Raw genomic sequence first — 16,516 nt, forward strand, 5'->3', positions numbered from 1 at the left:
AAATGAGCTATTTTAAAGCCAACCTTTTTTTATTGTCAAAACTCACTTTAGGTGCTTGTTTCCTATTCTTTGTTAATCCATCACAAGCACAGGTTTACAATACGAAGAAGTTTGAAAAAAACATTAAAGCTTTCGATAAACGCGATAGTGTAGAAAATGTACAACCTGGATCAAATCTATTTGTAGGAAGTTCATCTATAACCAATTGGAAAGATGTAGCAAGTTATTTTCCTAATTCATACGTGATTAACCGTGGATTTGGTGGATCTAAATTTGAAGATCTATTGTATTATGCAGATCGTGTAATAATGCCATATAAACCTTCAAAAATATTTGTTTATGAAGGCGATAATGACATCGCTTCTGGTATGAATACAGAGTTACTGATAAAACAGGCTAAAGAATTAAGAGAGAAGATAGCTGTAGCTTTTCCTAAAGTTCCTGTTGTGTTTATTTCTGTGAAACCAAGTGTAGCCAGGTGGAAGTTGAAAGATAAGTATGAAGAGTTTAATAAAGCACTTAAGAAGTATGTAAAGAAAACAAAACGTACAGAATTCGCAGATGTATGGACACCAATGATTGACGATAATGGTGAAGTGTTTAAAGATGTTTTTCTAAAGGATAACCTGCATATGAAAACAAATGGTTACAAAATCTGGCAGAAGGTATTGGAACCAATGGTTTTAAAGAATAAAAAATAAAATTAATCCCGTTCTTGTAATGTTTCTACAGCTGGTTTTCTAAATACCCAGTATTTTTGCAGCACGTAGTTAAAACCCAGGGACACGATAATGTCGACCATAATCCTGGTGATCTTATAATCTAATTTAAGCCAATTGGTAAACAAGTAAGTGCCAGATGATTTTAGAGTGATACTACCAGCGACTACAAAAATAAACTTAACCAATTGTATGCCCACAGGAGAATGATAGGCTTTGTTGTCTTTGAAAGTCCAATATCTGTTAACTGAAAAGTTTAGGACTGCCCCAATGATTCCTCCGATGGCAATGGATATGGTGTAATGAATGTGCAGAAGTTCCGTGCAGAAGATCATCACAGCGTAGTCTAGTAATCCGCCTGTAAAAGCCGACATTTGTGCCTTGGCAAATACAAAAACAGATTTCTTCTTACTCATTAAGCAGCATTCTTTTTAGCTTTTCTTTCCATATCATCTCTGATGTCGCCCAGTTTTAAAAGCTTTCTGGTATCAAAGATATTAATGATGAAAAGAGTAATACATATAGCCCCAGCAAAATATCCAAAAAGGCCACCAAACATAGCTTCCAGGATAATAATTAGCGCCAAAATGATACGGATTTCAGTAGGCCCCACTAATCCGGAATCTATGCTGTAAATATCAGTTATTTTATATCTGAGCTGAGAAATAATCATGGCCCAACCGTACAGTACAACAAAAACAAAGGCAATAAGTTCGTACTGACCTCTGGCATAAACAAGGTAGCCCAATCCGATAAGAACGGTGCTTACCCAATCCATAATGATATCTAATGAAAAGCCATACCACTTACGTGGTATATTTCTGTAATAAGCTACACGCCCATCTAATGAATCACCCAGCCAATTAAGCGCAAGACCAATCACACCAAGTAACAGGTAATTTCTATTTTGTTGATAATGAGCTAGAATAAAACCCATAAGAACAATACCCGATCCCAATGTTCCGGCAAAAGTAAGCATGTTGGAAGTGATAAAGTCCGGGACTCTTTTAACGAGGAAGGAAATTGTTTTTTGCTCTATTGCATTTAAAATATTCGTTCTCTTTCTATCCTGAAATACTCTTTTAAGATCATCAGTTTCGGCAGATACAGTTAAAGTTTCTTCTCTCAATTTATTTTGTTCCATTAAGGCTCTATAATGTATACCTGTAGTACACCTTGCAAAAGTATAGAATTAAAACAATTCAAATTACTTTTTGTTGGAAAAGAACTTATCTAAGATAATTTAATTGTCAATTCTTTTAAGTTCAATCACTGTAATTTCAGGCCAGATACCCACACGCCCCGAAAAACCAATAAATCCAAAGCCTCTGTTTATGTTCAGAAACCGGCCATTTTTCTCAGCAATCCCTGCCCAATGTGCATATCTGTATTTAACAGGACTCCATTTTATACCTAAAGCTTCAATACCGAATTGCATACCATGGGTATGTCCAGATAAGGTTAATGCTATTTTTGTAGGATGGTTTTTAACCTCATTGTCCCAATGGGTAGGATCGTGAGATAATAAAATTTTGAAATCTGAAGGGTTTGTGCCAGATAGCGCTTTGTTAAGATCACCACGTTCACCAAAGCCAATACCCCAGTTTTCTACACCGGCGAGTATAATTTTCTCTCCATTCTTATACAACTCTATATGTTCGTCTAACAATAATCTGAATCCTATTTCCGCATGATGGAGTTTTAGTTGTTGTAGATTGGCTATTTTTGCAGCCTCACTTTCCCATTTTATATAATCACCATAATCGTGGTTTCCTAGTATAGAAAATTGACCATAAGGAGATTTGATTTGTGAAAAGTAACTGACCCAGGGCTCAACTTCATCCGCTTTATTGTTTACAAGGTCTCCCGTAAATACAAACAGATCTGAGTTTTGAGCCTTGATCAGATCTATACCTCTTTGTACCCCTTTAGCACTTTTAAAACTACCAGCATGTACATCCGAAATTTGTGTAATAGTGAAACCATCGAAACTCTTTGGTAAATCATCGAAATACAAAGTGTGTTTTATCACACGGTAAGCATATTTACCTTTTACAATTCCATATACAAATAGGGTTATGGTAAGGAAAAACATCAGCATTGCAAATTGCACCCAATATATGTTTCTGGGTGTCTTGGCAATCAGACGGTATAGATCAGGAGGGAGTAAGAGCAGAATAAAAACAAGTTCTGCGACAAACAATACCAGAAAAACATGGGTTGCAATTTTGAACATCATGTCCATACCATTATCACGCATACGTTGTATAGCATAGATAAGTGTAATCAGTATTAAGGTTGTTACGGCCCAGAATATTGGTGTAATGATTGGGTTCATACTCAAAGTATGAATGCCGGAAAGTACGTAGCTATTAATTAAGAAGAATAGTATTGCTATTACTGCAAAGGGCAGTATATTTATTTTTCGTTTCATTTTGTTTTAATTACAGCTTGGATGGAAAAGAGTTTCAGGTGTTACACGAAATTACATTAATGTGAAAAAAGATAGGTTATGTTTTGGAAGATTGGAATTCTAAAAAACTGATAATTGAGCGGGTTCCTTATAAGATTAGAATGATATGACTTTTTGGTTGAATCTGTTTATAAAATAATCCATTGTAATTCAATTATTTACATATTGTTTACAAATTAATACACTACTATTCCTGTATACTTTATATATTTGCTTTATGAACAAAACTAACAACAGTACTATTTACCTGAACATGCGTTGCATGTATGAGTAGAATTACGGACTGTTGAGATAAAAAATGTAAGCTTCTCCAGTCTTTTAGACAGAGGGGCTTTTTTTAAATAGAACCAATTTGACATGCACAGTTTTAGGACAGAGTTAGAGAATCCAATCGTTGAAAAGGATATTATTGATCTTGATAAAAAGATCAGGGCGTTTCGCGATGGTAAAATCCACGATGAGAAATTTAGAAGTCTGCGTTTAGCACGTGGTATTTATGGCCAAAGACAGCCGGGCGTACAAATGATCCGGATCAAACTGCCTTTTGGAAAAGTAACTTTTAAACAATTGTTACGTATTTCCGATGTATCGGATGAGTATGCAAGTCGAAATCTGCACCTTACTACACGTCAGGATATCCAGATTCACTATGTGAGCCTAGATCGGACTCCAGAATTATGGGAAGAACTTCAACGTGACGATGTGACAATAAGAGAGGCATGTGGTAATACTGTGCGTAATGTTACTTCTTCACCAGATGCAGGTATTAATCCAAATGAGCCGTTCGACGTATCACCTTATGCTCATGCTTTTTTTAAATACTTTTTGCGTAACCCGATTTGTCAGGAAATGGGACGGAAGATTAAGTTTTCTTTCTCCTCTGATGAGAGGGATACAGCTTATAGTTATATTCATGATTTGGGTTTTATTCCTAAGATAAACGAGCAGGGCGAACGCGGTTTTAAGGTTTTGCTTGGTGGTGGTTTGGGAGCTCAACCTTTTCTGGCCGAACTTGTTCATGAGTTTTTACATGAGGATCAGATTATTCCTTATGCAGAAGCTATGCTTAGGGTATTCGATCGCTATGGTGAACGTACCAATCGTAACAAAGCACGTTTGAAATATCTGGTTCAGAAGCTTGGATTGGAAGAGGTTTTAAGATTAATAGAAGAAGAACGTATTGCGAATAAGGTTAAATCTTTTACAATAGACCGCGATGCAGTTCCGGCAACACAAATCCCTGAACTGATTGATTATCCTGTCTTAGATGAAGTAACCAGTAGTCTGGATTATAAACATTGGAGAGCTACTAACGTTGTTGCTCAAAAACAGGAAGGCTTTTTCGCAGTATATTTAAAAGTTACCAAAGGTGATATCCCAACAGAGCAGGCACGTAAACTAGTTGATGCTATTGCACCTTATGCTGCAGATGAAATCCGCGTTACACAAAACCAGGGTTTAATGCTCAAATTTGTTAGAGAAGCAGCATTACCAGCTTTATATGTTGAGCTTAAAGCATTAGGTTTTGCAAAACCTGGCTTCGATGGTGTTGGAGATGTTACAACTTGCCCGGGTACAGATACTTGTAATTTGGGGATTTCAAATAGTATGTCGCTTTCTGTGGCTTTAGAAGATGTAATTTATGAAGAATACCCTGAGCTGATTTACGATAAAGACATTAAAATTAAAATCAGTGGTTGTATGAATTCTTGCGGACAACATGGTTTGGCGCATATTGGTTTTCATGGAAGTTCAGTAAAAGCAAATGGTAAAGTTGTACCTGCAGTACAGGTGATGTTAGGTGGCGGTACCATTGGTGATGGTGCAGGTCGTGTAGCAGAACGTGTTATTAAAGCGCCATCTAAACGTGCAACAGATGTGCTGAGGACTATCTTGAACGACTTTGCAGCGAATGCTCAAAAGGAGGAAAGTTTCCATCAGTATTACGACAGAAATGGTAAAGATTATTTTTATCAGATGTTAAAACCACTTGCAGATTTAGGTAATCTGAAAGATGAAGAATTTGTTGACTGGGGGCATGAAAGCATATTTGTACCTGCAATAGGAGTTGGAGAATGTGCGGGTGTAATTATAGACCTTGTGGCAACTTTATTATATGAGTCCGAAGAAAAGCTGGATTGGGCAAAAGCTTCTTATGATGCTGGAGCATGGTCGGATGCTATTTATCATACTTATGCTGTATTTGTTAGCATTGCTAAAGCACTATTGCTTGATAAAGGTGTGAACAGCAGTACACAAATAGGAGTGATCAGAGAGTTTGACAAAAATTACGTTGAAACTGGCGAATTTGTGTTGAATGGTTCATTTAATGATCTGGTATTACAAATTAATAAAAATGAGCCAACTGAAGCTTTTGCTACATCTTATTTAGCTGATGTGGAAGCTTTTTATAGTTCAATAAAGGAAAAAAGAGAGGGACAATTACAATGATTACTCAAATAAAAAATAAAGAACCAAGAATTACTCTAGTTGGTGCTGGTCCGGGCGATCCTGAATTGATTACACTGAAAGGTGCTAATGCACTTAAAACAGCTGACGTTGTTTTGTATGACGCTTTAGTAAATGAAGGTGTTTTAGATTATGCAAATCCAAATGCGATTAAAGTATATGTAGGAAAAAGATCAGGAGAACACTCTTATGGCCAGGATGCTATAAACAAGTTAATGGTTGATTATGCACTTAACTATGGCCATGTAGTACGGTTAAAAGGTGGTGACCCCTTTGTTTTTGGAAGAGGATATGAAGAGTTGGATTATGCAGATGGATATAGTATCCCTGTTTCAGTTATACCTGGATTATCAAGCTCTATATCAGTACCTGGTTTACAACAGATTCCGGTAACACATCGTGGATTAAGCGAAAGCTTTTGGGTGGTAACAGGAACTACTGCTTCAGGTCATATTTCTAATGATTTGTATGAAGCTGCACGTTCAAAAGCTACAGTGGTGGTATTGATGGGCTTAGGTAAATTAAAAGAGATTGTTAAGTTGTATCAGAATGAAGGTAAAAACCTATTGCCGGTAGCAGCTATTCAAAGTGGATCAACTGAAAATGAAAAACTAGCTATAGGTATTGTAGATACTATTGTTGAATTAGTAGAAGAAAAGAATATCAAAGCCCCTGCATTACTTGTTTTTGGAGAAGTAGTTTCTTTACATCCTTCTTTTCAGCCTATTAAAGATTTTTATCAGGCCTTAAAAGAAGAATTGTAGTTTTTATGGAAGACAACCAGTTATTTCCTGTCTTCATTAAATTAGAAACCATCCATACTTTATTGGTGGGAGCTGGGCCTGTTGGACTTGAAAAGCTAAATGCCATTTTGCAGAACAGCCCAGATGCTAACGTAACTGTAATAGGTTTAGAGGTATTGCCTGAGTTGAATAAACTGGCGAATCAATATGAAAGGGTGACTGTTCTGAAGCGTGAGTTTAATACATCAGATCTTGATGGTGTAGACCTGGTGGTTGCCGCTACAAATAATGATGATTTAAATCAGCAGATCAGACTTGAGGCAGACAGGAGGAATTTATTGGTTAATTTTGCAGATAAACCTGATTTATGCAATTTTTACCTTGGTTCGGTTGTAAAAAAAGGAGACTTAAAAATAGCCATTTCGACTAATGGTAAGTCGCCAACCATCGCAAAAAGGATAAAGGAAGTCTTAAATGATAGTCTTCCTGATGAAATAAATGATACTCTGCAAAATATGCAGGCATTAAGAAATACGCTAAATGGAGATTTTGCGTCTAAAGTTAAAAAGCTGAATGCAGTTACCGCTTCGCTTGTTGAAACTAACGGAGAAAAGAGCAGACCTAAGTTAAAGTGGTTGATCTGGCTGGCAATAGTATTTTCATTTGTTATTGTTGTTACAGCCTTTTGGCATAAAGAGCCTCAATTTCAGACTTACTTAACTGAGCTTCATCCTACGTTTTACTGGTTTCTGATTGGTGGATTTATTTTTGCCATGATTGATGGAGCAATAGGAATGTCGTACGGTGTTACCAGTACTTCATTTTCGATAGCAATGGGAGTTCCGCCAGCTTCGGCAAGTATGGGAGTGCATTTATCGGAAATTTTAAGTAATGGAATTGCCGGATGGATGCATTATCGATTTGGAAATGTAAACTGGAAGCTGTTTAAATTACTATTGATACCAGGTATTATTGGCGCTGTGACAGGAGCATATTTATTGTCTTCTTTGGAGCATTATAGTCATTATACCAAGCCGATAGTCTCGCTTTATACTTTAATACTGGGCTTTGTTATTTTATCGAAGGCCTATAAAGCCAATAGGAAAAAAACTGTAAGGCAAGATAAAATCAAAAAGATTTCAATATTGGGTCTTTTCGGTGGTTTTATTGATGCTGTTGGTGGTGGTGGCTGGGGTTCGATTGTATTATCCAGTTTAATAGCAGGAGGAAGGAATGCGCGAACTTCTTTGGGTACTGTAAAAATTACCCGCTTTTTTATAGCGCTGATGAGCTCGCTTACTTTTATCACCATGCTAAATGGTGCACATTGGGAAGCAGTAGCAGGTTTAGTAATTGGTAGTGCTCTGGCATCACCAATAGCTGCAAAAGTTTCCAATAGGATCTCTGTTAAAACCATTATGGTTTCAGTAGGTATTCTGGTAGTTTTAGTGAGTTTGCGGAGCATCATCAAATTTATTCTTGAATTAGTATAGTCATGAAGGAAAAATTAACAGAAATAGCAGAAAAAATAAAGGATCTTGATCCGGTTGAAGCATTGCGTTTTTTTGCTGATCAATACCCTGGGAAAATTGTTTTTTCTACCAGTTTTGGCTGGGAAGATCAGGTGATTACCCATATGATATTTGCCAATGATATTCCTATTGAAGTGTTTACATTGGAAACAGGTAGGTTATTTCCGGAAACCTATTATGTATGGAACCGTACTTTAGAAATTTATAATAAACCTATCCATGCTTATTTTCCTGATGCTCAGGCTTTACAGCAAATGGTGGATAAAAAAGGTCCAAATAGTTTTTATGAGTCGGTGGATAACAGGAAAGAATGTTGTGGAATTCGTAAGCTAGAACCATTAAGGAGAGCTTTAAAAGGAAACGATTTATGGGTTACGGGTATCAGGTCTGAACAATCAATGAACAGACATGATATGGCAAATTTGGAGTGGGATGAGCAAAATCAGATGATCAAATTTCATCCTATATTTTTCTGGTCGCTTGATAAAGTAAAAGAGTACATTAAAATAAATAACATTGTTTACAATACACTGCATGATAAAGGCTTCCCAAGTATAGGCTGTGCACCTTGTACCAGGGCGGTTAGAGAAGGCGAAGATTTCAGAGCTGGTCGCTGGTGGTGGGAAGATCAATCAAAAAAGGAATGTGGTTTACATGCCACAACGTAATTGCAACAGAACATGAGTAAGTATAATTTAGATTATTTAGACGAATTAGAGGCCGAGGCGATTCACATATTACGTGAGGTGGCAGGGCAATTTGAAAAACCAGCCTTATTGTTTTCGGGTGGTAAGGATTCTATTACATTGGTAAGGTTAGCAGAAAAAGCATTCAGACCAGGTAAATTTCCTTTTCCTCTGGTACACATCGATACCGGTCATAATTTTGAAGAGACCATCACTTATCGTGATGAAATGGTAGAAAGACTAGGAGAAAAGCTGATCATTGGAAGTGTACAGGAATCTATAGATCAAGGGAAAGTGGTGGAGCAGACCGGTAAAAATGCCAGTAGAAATGCTTTACAGACAGTTACCTTGCTCGATACGATTGCTTTGCATGGTTTTGATGCTTGTATTGGTGGTGCCAGAAGAGACGAAGAAAAGGCAAGAGCTAAAGAGCGTATCTTTTCCGTAAGAGATGAATTTGGACAATGGGATCCTAAACGTCAACGTCCTGAGCTGTGGAATATCTATAATGGTAAAATCCATAAAGGGGAGAACGTAAGGGTATTTCCAATCAGCAACTGGACAGAACTTGATGTTTGGAATTATATCAAAAGAGAAAACATGAGTCTGCCTTCTATTTATTTTGCACATAACAGAGATGTAATTACGCGTAATGGTCAGCTTATGGCAGCCTCTCCGTTTTTAAATATGGATGAAGATGATATTGTAGAAAACAAGAAGGTAAGGTTCCGTACTGTAGGCGATATGAGTTGTACTGCAGCTGTAGAATCGGACGCAGATGAATTGGATAATATAATTGCTGAGATCAGCGCATCAAAAATTAGTGAAAGAGGTGCCCGCATGGACGATAAAGTTTCGGAAGCTGCAATGGAAGACCGTAAGAAAGGAGGATACTTTTAATGAATATACTTAAGTTTTTTACAGCCGGTAGTGTTGATGATGGTAAAAGCACATTGATAGGTAGGTTGTTATATGATACGGATTCTATTCTGGCGGATCAGCTGGAAGCTCTACAAGCATCTAACCGCAAAAATGATGATGGGACAATTGACCTGGCCATTTTAACAGATGGTTTAAGGGCAGAGCGTGAACAAGGAATAACTATAGATGTAGCTTACAAATATTTCCAAACAGAAAAACGTAAGTTTATTATTGCCGATACTCCTGGACATATTCAGTATACCCGTAACATGGTTACAGGAGCGTCGACGGCTAAGTTGGCTATCATTTTAATTGATGCCAGAAACGGTGTGGTTGAACAAACGATCCGCCACTCTTACCTGGTTTCGCTGTTAGGTATTGAGCATGTAGTAGTTTGTTTAAATAAAATGGATATGGTGAGTTACAGTGAAACTGTATTTACTGCCATCACAGATAAGTATAAAACACTTGCAGCTGAATTGAATTTAAAGGATGTAAACTTTATTCCGGTAAGTGCATTGAAAGGCGATAATGTGGTAAATGAGTCTGAAAATATGTCATGGTATAAGGGCCGTAGTTTGTTGCATTTCCTTGAGACTGTAGATGTAGAAACCGGAGCTGAATCTGATTTAGCTCGTATGCCAGTTCAATGTGTGATAAGGCCACAGACAGACGAACTGCATGATTACAGAGGTTATGCTGGTCGTATTTTAAGTGGAGAATTTAATGTAAATGACAAGATAACTGTTTTGCCATCTGGCCATAGCTCAGTTATTGATAGCATAGAAATTTTTGATAAAAAACCTGAAGTAGCTTATGCCGGGCAATCTGTAACAATTCACCTGAAAGATGATATTGATATCAGCAGAGGAGACGTAATCGTCAATTCAGATCACCTTCCTCAAAAATCTCAGTTGATAGAGGCTGATGTTTGCTGGATGGATGCACGTCCTTTAGATGATAGTATTACTTATTTGTTGCAACATAATAGTAAGGTCACCAAATGTAAGGTGAGAGATATCATTTACAAAGTTGATATCAATACTTTAGAAAAGCAGGATGCTTATGAATTTAAGCTAAATGATATTGGCAGGGTTATTTTGAAAACTGCCGATGAACTTGCATTTGATCTTTACACAGATAATAAAGCTAATGGAGCTGCAATATTAATTGATAGCAGAACTAATTTGACGGCTGCGGCATTGATGTTTAGAGCTGTAGCGGATTAGTATATTATTGAAGCCTGTTAATAAGGTTTATACTAAAAAACGGATAGACTGTTCATGAGAATAGGATATCCGTTTTTTATTTAATATTATTTTTACCTAAATATTTGCTTTACGTTAGTTAATCGCTATTTTGAGATGATTTTTAAACCATCAGATTATGGAGATTATACACCTTAGTGCGGAATGTTATCCTATTGCTAAAGTTGGTGGTTTGGGCGATGTAGTAGGTGCTTTACCTAAGTATCAGAACAAGCTTGGACATGTGGCTAAAGTAGTTATGCCTGCATACCAAACTAAATTTTTACAGGAGAATGAGTTTGAAGTAGTATATGATGGCTGGGGTAAACTTGGATTCAGAAGTTTTCCTGTAAGAATACTTCGGGAAAAGACCAATAAGCTGGGCTTTGATTTATTTCTTGTGCATATAGAAGGCTTGTTAGATAGGCCTCTTGTTTATGGTTATGATGATGATACTGAGCGTTTTCTAGCTTATCAGATTGCCGTGTTGGATTGGATTGCACAATGGGAACATTCTCCTGACGTAATTCATTGTCATGATCACCATACAGGTTTAGTACCCTTTATGGCAGCTTATTGTGAGCAATTTAGAAAACTAAGCCAGGTTCCCTCTATTTTAACAATTCATAATGCCCAGTATCAGGGACAATTTGGCTGGGATAAATTACATTATATTCCTGCATTTGACTTATGGAAAACCGGTCAGTTAGATTGGCGCGGTACTATTAATCCTTTGGCTGCAGCAATTAAATGCGTGTGGCGGGTTACAACAGTTTCACCAAGCTATCTGGATGAGATCAGTCATAGGGCAAATGGACTTGAAGACTTATTGGCACAGGAACGTAGCAAATCGTTTGGTATTTTAAATGGAATAGATAATGAGGTTTGGAATCCGCAGACCGACCCGATGCTTGCCAAAAATTATAATACACGTACTGTGGAGGCAGGCAAAAAAGCCAATAAACAAGCTCTTTGTACTATTTTTAACCTTGATCCAGAGAAACCATTATTTACATTTATAGGTCGTTTGGTAGGTGAAAAAGGTGCAGACTTGCTTCCTGAAATATTTTATAACGCTTTAATAACTTATTCTAATCAAATTAATATATTGGTACTGGGATCCGGAGATCCACAGGTTGAGGGTCGTTTATCTCAACTTAAAGAAGCGTTTCCGGGAAATTATAATGCTTATATTGGATATAATGAGGAACTGTCGCACCAGATTTATGCTGGAGCAGATTTTTTACTCATGCCAAGCAGGGTAGAACCTTGCGGGTTAAATCAGATGTATGCTTTAAGATATGGAACTATTCCTATTGTAAGGAGAATAGGGGGCTTAAAGGATACAGTAGTAGATATAGGAGATGGAGGTTTTGGTGTTTGTCATGATCAAACCAGTTCCTGGGATGTAGGACATGCAATTGGACGTGCGTTTGATCTGTATGCAGATACAAAGCATGTTAAAGAAATACGTAAGTTAATAATGCAGCTGGATCATTCATGGGATAAGGCAGCGCAAGAATATATAGATCTATACCACATTTAAATGTAAAACTATGACTGACAATGTATTGGGGGTGATTCTTGGCGGTGGCCAAGGTTCAAGGCTAGCGCCATTAACAGAGACACGCTCTAAACCAGCGGTACCGATTGGTGGGAAATATCGATTGGTAGATATTCCAATTTCTAACTGCCTGAATTCGGGGATACACAGAATGTTTGTTTTGACACAGTTTAACTCTGCATCATTAAACAAGCATATTAAAAACACCTATCACTTTAGTCATTTCAGTTCGGCCTTTGTAGATATACTTGCAGCAGAGCAGACTCCTGATAATCCTACCTGGTTTCAGGGTACAGCCGATGCAGTTAGGCAAACTATGCATCACTTGTTAAATCATGAGTTTGAATATGCATTAATCTTATCTGGTGATCAGCTGTATCAGATGGACTTTAATAAAATGGTTCAGGAGCATGTGAATAAAGGTGCGGAAGTTAGTATTGCAACCATTCCTGTAACGGCTAAAGATGCAACTGATTTTGGAATTTTAAAGGTCAATGAAGATAGCTTTATTACCTCTTTTATTGAGAAACCAGCGGCGAAATTACTTCCTGATTGGTCGTCGGATACGGGGGCAGAAATGCAAGCCGAAGGACGTGATTATCTGGCTTCAATGGGGATTTATATTTTTAACAGAGACTTGCTGGTAAGGATCTTATTGGATAACCCTGATGAAAAGGATTTCGGTAAAGAAATTATCCCTAGAGCGATGGCTCATAATAAAGTACTGAGCTTTCAGTATGAGGGCTATTGGACGGATATTGGTAATATATCTTCATTTTTTGAAGCCAATCTGGGGCTTACTGATGATATCCCTAAATTTAATCTATTTGATAGTCGCCAAAGTATATATACCCGTGCAAGGATGTTGCCGCCATCAAAAATATTGGGAACAACTTTAAATAAGGCAGTGATAGCTGAGGGATGTATTTTACATGCAAAAGAGATATCTCATGCTGTGGTTGGTATTAGGGCCAGAATTGGAGTGGACACCGTTATCGAGAATGTCTACATTATGGGAAGTGACAGGTATCAGACATTAATTGAGATTGAAGAAGAGGTGGCAAAAGGTAGGCCTTTGATTGGAATTGGCGACAGATGTAAAATTGTTAATGCACTGGTAGATAAGAATAGCCGGATTGGTAATGATGTACAGATTATAGGTGGAGATCATTTACCTGATGGTGATCATGCTTTGTATACTGTTAAAGATGGTATTGTAGTAGTAAAAAAGGGTGCTATTATACCTGACGGAACAGTAATTTAATTAAGGATATTTAAACACAAGGGAAAAGGTTGTTTTCTCTAAAGGAGTAGAGTTAACTTCTAAATTTCCCTTGTGCATTTTCATGATATTCTGAGTTATGGTTAGGCCGATACCAGAGCCACTTTTTCTGGTACTAAAAAAGGGAACGAATATTTTTCTAAGTAGATCTGGTTCAACACCCTTCCCATTATCTGATACTTCCAGGTATAATTTATTCTGTTCCAGTCTATATCCTATTTCTATGACTGGCTGTTTTATGTTTTCGAGTGCATAAATACTATTGGTAACTAAGTTAATAAGTGCCTGTTCAATTAACTTCAAATCTATTTCTACATTAATTCTGGATGAAGTTTGCTCAACTTTTAAGGTAATACTACGCTCACTGGCAAAAGGTTGCATGAGTACTTTTATGTGTTGTAAGATCTCTCCAATGGTATGATATTCCAAATGTGGGGTTGGAAGTTCCGCTATTAGCCGGTATGCCTTAACAAAATCAAGTAATCCTTCGGATCTTCTTTTAATGGTTTGAATGGCTGGTTTTAATTCTTCCAGCTCCTCGTTATCTAAATCATGTTTGTTAAAAATCATACTATTCACCGTATCTGAAAGTGAACTAATAGGTGTAATAGAGTTCAGAATTTCGTGTGAAATAACTCCTATTAACCTATTCCATGCTTCCGCTTCTTTTTGTTCTATTTCATCTTTAATATTTTGAAAAGAAATGATCGTATAGTCTGTTTGATAAAGATTTAAAGGGATTACTTCTGTCGACAGCTGGATAACTTTATCTTGGACTTTTATTTCCATGAATCGCTTTCCCCCTGTGCTGATTTGCTCAATTTCTTTAGCAAACTGCGGTATATGTTGTACTATACGATGCCAGTACTTATAGGATGGGATATTCAAAAGATTTGTGGCGGCTTCATTAAAGAAAAATATTTCTGTTTTTTCTGTATGCTGAGGATGACCTTTTAACACTATTATTCCTGTGGGAATTTGTTCTAAAATCGTTTTAATAAGCTGAAACATGGAATCCTTTTCCAGTTGCATGTCTTTATTGATCCTAATGAGCTCGTTGAAGAATTTGTATAATTCTGGAAATACTCCTTTTGATGTCTTTTGACTAAAATTCAGCGTATTGTCTTGTGTCTTTACTCCTTCAACAAATCTTTGAATATCTTTAGTTATTTGATTGATGTAAAAGTATAAGCTTAAAATATTAATTAATAAAATGATGCTTAGGCCAACTATGGTGAACCATAATTCAGTTTTACTGATTAGGTAATATAAACCTATTGCCAGAAAATTAATGACTAGTAGTCTAATAATCAGATTAAAGTTGAATCGATTGTAAAACATCAGATATTAAATTTTTCTATGCGTCTATATAGTGCTGCACGGGTTAAACCGAGTTCTGCTGCGGCTCTTGAAATGTTTCCTTTGTGTTTTTCTATTGCCTTTTGTACCATTGCTTTTTCCATTTCTTCTAATCCAAGGTTACTTTGTACGACTATTGTTGATCCAAATTTCTGTGGACTCAACTGTAGGTCATTCGGGTCAATCTGGTGACCATCAGACATGATTACTGCACGCTCTACAACATGTTGTAATTCTCTGACATTACCCGGCCAGTGGTAGTTCAGCATCATTGTTTGTGCTTTTTCATCAAACGCAGTAATTCGTTTATGGTACTTTACACTGAATGATTGAAGAAAATGATTAGCTAACAATAAAATATCCACTCCACGCTCTGCCAAAGCAGGTAAAAAGAGCTCTACGGTATTAATCCTGAAAAGTAAATCTTGTCGGAACGTCCCTTTAGCAACCATCTCATTGAGTGGCATGTTTGTCGCGGTAATTAGACGAATATTAATCTTACGTTCTTTACTCTCTCCTAAACGGTTTATAGTTCTATTTTGAATCACACTTAACAGTTTTGCCTGTAATGGTAAAGAAAGATTACCTATCTCATCTAGAAATATGGTACCACCTTCAGCCATTTCAAACCTCCCTGGTTTATCTTCTTTTGCATCTGTAAAAGCCCCTTTTGCATAACCAAATAGCTCGCTTTCAAACAGATTTTCATTTAATGATCCGAGATCCACATGCATGAAAATCTGATTTTTACGTTGCGATAGTTTATGAAGCTCATATGCAAAAACCTGTTTGCCAGTTCCGTTATTTCCAAGAATTAGAACATTTGCATCTGTAGGTGCAACTTTTATGAGCGTATGTTGTAATTGTTTAATCGGTTCAGAATGACCAATTATACTTTCAAATTGCCTGTTAATATCTTTTTGGAGGGAAGAGTGAATTTTTTCAAGTTTCTTTATCCTTTTATTGGATTGTCTTAATTTCGAAGCTGAAGATAATGTAGCAAACAACTTTTCATTTTCCCATGGCTTTAAGATAAAGTCGGTAGCACCTTTTTTGATCGCTTGAACAGCAAGTTCGACATTTCCATATGCCGTCATTAAAATAACTACATAATCTTTATCAATAGAGAGAATATGATCCAACCAATACAAGCCCTCACGTCCGTCACTTGCCCCTTTTTGGTAATTCATATCCAGTAAAATGATGTCTACTTCATGATTACTAAGTAATGTATTAAGCTCTTTAGGAGATTTACAAGTGATAACCTGTCGGAAATGCTGCTTTAAGAATAGTCTGGCACTGAGCAGGATGTCATCATCATCATCTATAACAAGAACAGTTGCTTCTATCATCTAATACTAATTTAACCAAAAATAATATAAAGTGTTCGATGTCGTACAGATAGTGTTCGTTTATGAACAGTTTAAGAATGTTTTAATTTTTAATGTGTTGATAATTAGTTGTTTAAAATTTATATATCTCTTGGCATAAGCTTGGCTAACCGAGTGTAGTAATGTATGT

The 16,516-nt window shown here is 36.7% G+C and carries 14 protein-coding genes; 9 read left to right on the top strand and 5 right to left on the bottom strand.

The genetic code is table 11. The features are described from left to right. Positions 1-2 precede the first annotated feature (2 nt). Positions 3-701, top strand: a complete 699-nt coding sequence (locus tag WC623_RS15980) for a GDSL-type esterase/lipase family protein (protein ID WP_372852858.1) — start codon at positions 3-5, stop codon at positions 699-701. 2 nt (positions 702-703) lie between these two features. On the opposite strand, the gene WC623_RS15985 is transcribed toward WC623_RS15980, so the two are convergent. The 3 genes from WC623_RS15985 to WC623_RS15995 form a co-directional block, all read right to left on the bottom strand. Further along, positions 704-1,135: a GtrA family protein gene (locus WC623_RS15985; RefSeq protein ID WP_372852860.1), complete on the bottom strand. Its 432-nt coding sequence runs from the start codon at positions 1,133-1,135 to the stop codon at positions 704-706. Next, positions 1,135-1,863: a CDP-alcohol phosphatidyltransferase gene (locus tag WC623_RS15990; RefSeq protein WP_372852863.1), complete on the bottom strand. Its 729-nt coding sequence runs from the start codon at positions 1,861-1,863 to the stop codon at positions 1,135-1,137. The genes WC623_RS15985 and WC623_RS15990 overlap by 1 nt, the downstream gene beginning before the upstream one ends. Positions 1,864-1,962: 99 nt before the next feature. Continuing rightward, positions 1,963-3,153 carry a metallophosphoesterase gene (locus tag WC623_RS15995; RefSeq protein ID WP_372852865.1) on the bottom strand — a complete coding sequence of 397 codons (1,191 nt, stop codon included), beginning with the start codon at positions 3,151-3,153 and terminating at the stop codon, positions 1,963-1,965. A gap of 396 nt (positions 3,154-3,549) precedes the next feature. Between WC623_RS15995 and WC623_RS16000 the strand changes: the two genes are divergently transcribed. The 8 genes from WC623_RS16000 to WC623_RS16035 all read left to right on the top strand — a co-directional run bounded on the left by WC623_RS16000 (position 3,550) and on the right by WC623_RS16035 (position 13,618). Further along, positions 3,550-5,643: a nitrite reductase gene (locus tag WC623_RS16000; protein ID WP_372852868.1), complete on the top strand. Its 2,094-nt coding sequence runs from the start codon at positions 3,550-3,552 to the stop codon at positions 5,641-5,643. After that, positions 5,640-6,425 (top strand): uroporphyrinogen-III C-methyltransferase, encoded by a 786-nt coding sequence (cobA, locus tag WC623_RS16005; protein ID WP_372852870.1) that lies wholly within the window; start codon positions 5,640-5,642, stop codon positions 6,423-6,425. The genes WC623_RS16000 and cobA overlap by 4 nt, the downstream gene beginning before the upstream one ends. Positions 6,426-6,430: 5 nt before the next feature. Beyond that, positions 6,431-7,897 carry a TSUP family transporter gene (locus tag WC623_RS16010; RefSeq protein ID WP_372852872.1) on the top strand — a complete coding sequence of 489 codons (1,467 nt, stop codon included), beginning with the start codon at positions 6,431-6,433 and terminating at the stop codon, positions 7,895-7,897. A 2-nt stretch (positions 7,898-7,899) separates the two neighbouring features. Then, positions 7,900-8,604 carry a phosphoadenylyl-sulfate reductase gene (locus tag WC623_RS16015; protein ID WP_372852874.1) on the top strand — a complete coding sequence of 235 codons (705 nt, stop codon included), beginning with the start codon at positions 7,900-7,902 and terminating at the stop codon, positions 8,602-8,604. Between the two features lie 12 nt (positions 8,605-8,616). Further along, complete coding sequence (gene cysD / locus WC623_RS16020) at positions 8,617-9,522, top strand: sulfate adenylyltransferase subunit CysD (protein WP_372852877.1); 906 nt, start codon at positions 8,617-8,619, stop codon at positions 9,520-9,522. Continuing rightward, positions 9,522-10,772 carry a sulfate adenylyltransferase subunit 1 gene (locus WC623_RS16025; protein WP_372852880.1) on the top strand — a complete coding sequence of 417 codons (1,251 nt, stop codon included), beginning with the start codon at positions 9,522-9,524 and terminating at the stop codon, positions 10,770-10,772. The genes cysD and WC623_RS16025 overlap by 1 nt, the downstream gene beginning before the upstream one ends. A 157-nt stretch (positions 10,773-10,929) precedes the next feature. Next, on the top strand, positions 10,930-12,336 hold the full coding sequence (locus tag WC623_RS16030) for a glycogen synthase (protein ID WP_372852882.1): 1,407 nt from the start codon (positions 10,930-10,932) through the stop codon (positions 12,334-12,336). A gap of 10 nt (positions 12,337-12,346) precedes the next feature. Beyond that, positions 12,347-13,618, top strand: coding sequence for a glucose-1-phosphate adenylyltransferase (locus WC623_RS16035; protein ID WP_372852885.1), 1,272 nt, complete (start codon positions 12,347-12,349; stop codon positions 13,616-13,618). Here the strand turns inward: WC623_RS16035 and WC623_RS16040 are convergent, their stop codons facing one another. Further along, positions 13,619-14,977, bottom strand: coding sequence for a PAS domain-containing sensor histidine kinase (locus WC623_RS16040; protein WP_372852887.1), 1,359 nt, complete (start codon positions 14,975-14,977; stop codon positions 13,619-13,621). Further along, positions 14,977-16,347: a sigma-54-dependent transcriptional regulator gene (locus WC623_RS16045; RefSeq protein WP_372852889.1), complete on the bottom strand. Its 1,371-nt coding sequence runs from the start codon at positions 16,345-16,347 to the stop codon at positions 14,977-14,979. The genes WC623_RS16040 and WC623_RS16045 overlap by 1 nt, the downstream gene beginning before the upstream one ends. Between the last annotated feature and the right edge of the window lie 169 nt (positions 16,348-16,516).

The sequence above is a fragment of the Pedobacter sp. genome (genome assembly GCF_041645105.1).
Taxonomy (GTDB): domain Bacteria; phylum Bacteroidota; class Bacteroidia; order Sphingobacteriales; family Sphingobacteriaceae; genus Pedobacter.

Excerpts from the sequence above, each read along its gene's own strand:
- WC623_RS16025 (WP_372852880.1), top strand. The coding sequence starts at position 9,522 with ATGAATATACTTAAGTTTTTTACAGCCGGTAGTGTTGATGATGGTAAA.
- WC623_RS16040 (WP_372852887.1), bottom strand. The coding sequence starts at position 14,977 with ATGTTTTACAATCGATTCAACTTTAATCTGATTATTAGACTACTAGTC.
- WC623_RS16035 (WP_372852885.1), top strand. The coding sequence starts at position 12,347 with ATGACTGACAATGTATTGGGGGTGATTCTTGGCGGTGGCCAAGGTTCA.
- WC623_RS15995 (WP_372852865.1), bottom strand. The coding sequence starts at position 3,153 with ATGAAACGAAAAATAAATATACTGCCCTTTGCAGTAATAGCAATACTA.
- WC623_RS15985 (WP_372852860.1), bottom strand. The coding sequence starts at position 1,135 with ATGAGTAAGAAGAAATCTGTTTTTGTATTTGCCAAGGCACAAATGTCG.
- WC623_RS16045 (WP_372852889.1), bottom strand. The coding sequence starts at position 16,347 with ATGATAGAAGCAACTGTTCTTGTTATAGATGATGATGATGACATCCTG.
- WC623_RS16010 (WP_372852872.1), top strand. The coding sequence starts at position 6,431 with ATGGAAGACAACCAGTTATTTCCTGTCTTCATTAAATTAGAAACCATC.
- WC623_RS15980 (WP_372852858.1), top strand. The coding sequence starts at position 3 with ATGAGCTATTTTAAAGCCAACCTTTTTTTATTGTCAAAACTCACTTTA.
- WC623_RS16015 (WP_372852874.1), top strand. The coding sequence starts at position 7,900 with ATGAAGGAAAAATTAACAGAAATAGCAGAAAAAATAAAGGATCTTGAT.
- WC623_RS15990 (WP_372852863.1), bottom strand. The coding sequence starts at position 1,863 with ATGGAACAAAATAAATTGAGAGAAGAAACTTTAACTGTATCTGCCGAA.
- WC623_RS16000 (WP_372852868.1), top strand. The coding sequence starts at position 3,550 with ATGCACAGTTTTAGGACAGAGTTAGAGAATCCAATCGTTGAAAAGGAT.
- cysD (WP_372852877.1), top strand. The coding sequence starts at position 8,617 with ATGAGTAAGTATAATTTAGATTATTTAGACGAATTAGAGGCCGAGGCG.
- cobA (WP_372852870.1), top strand. The coding sequence starts at position 5,640 with ATGATTACTCAAATAAAAAATAAAGAACCAAGAATTACTCTAGTTGGT.
- WC623_RS16030 (WP_372852882.1), top strand. The coding sequence starts at position 10,930 with ATGGAGATTATACACCTTAGTGCGGAATGTTATCCTATTGCTAAAGTT.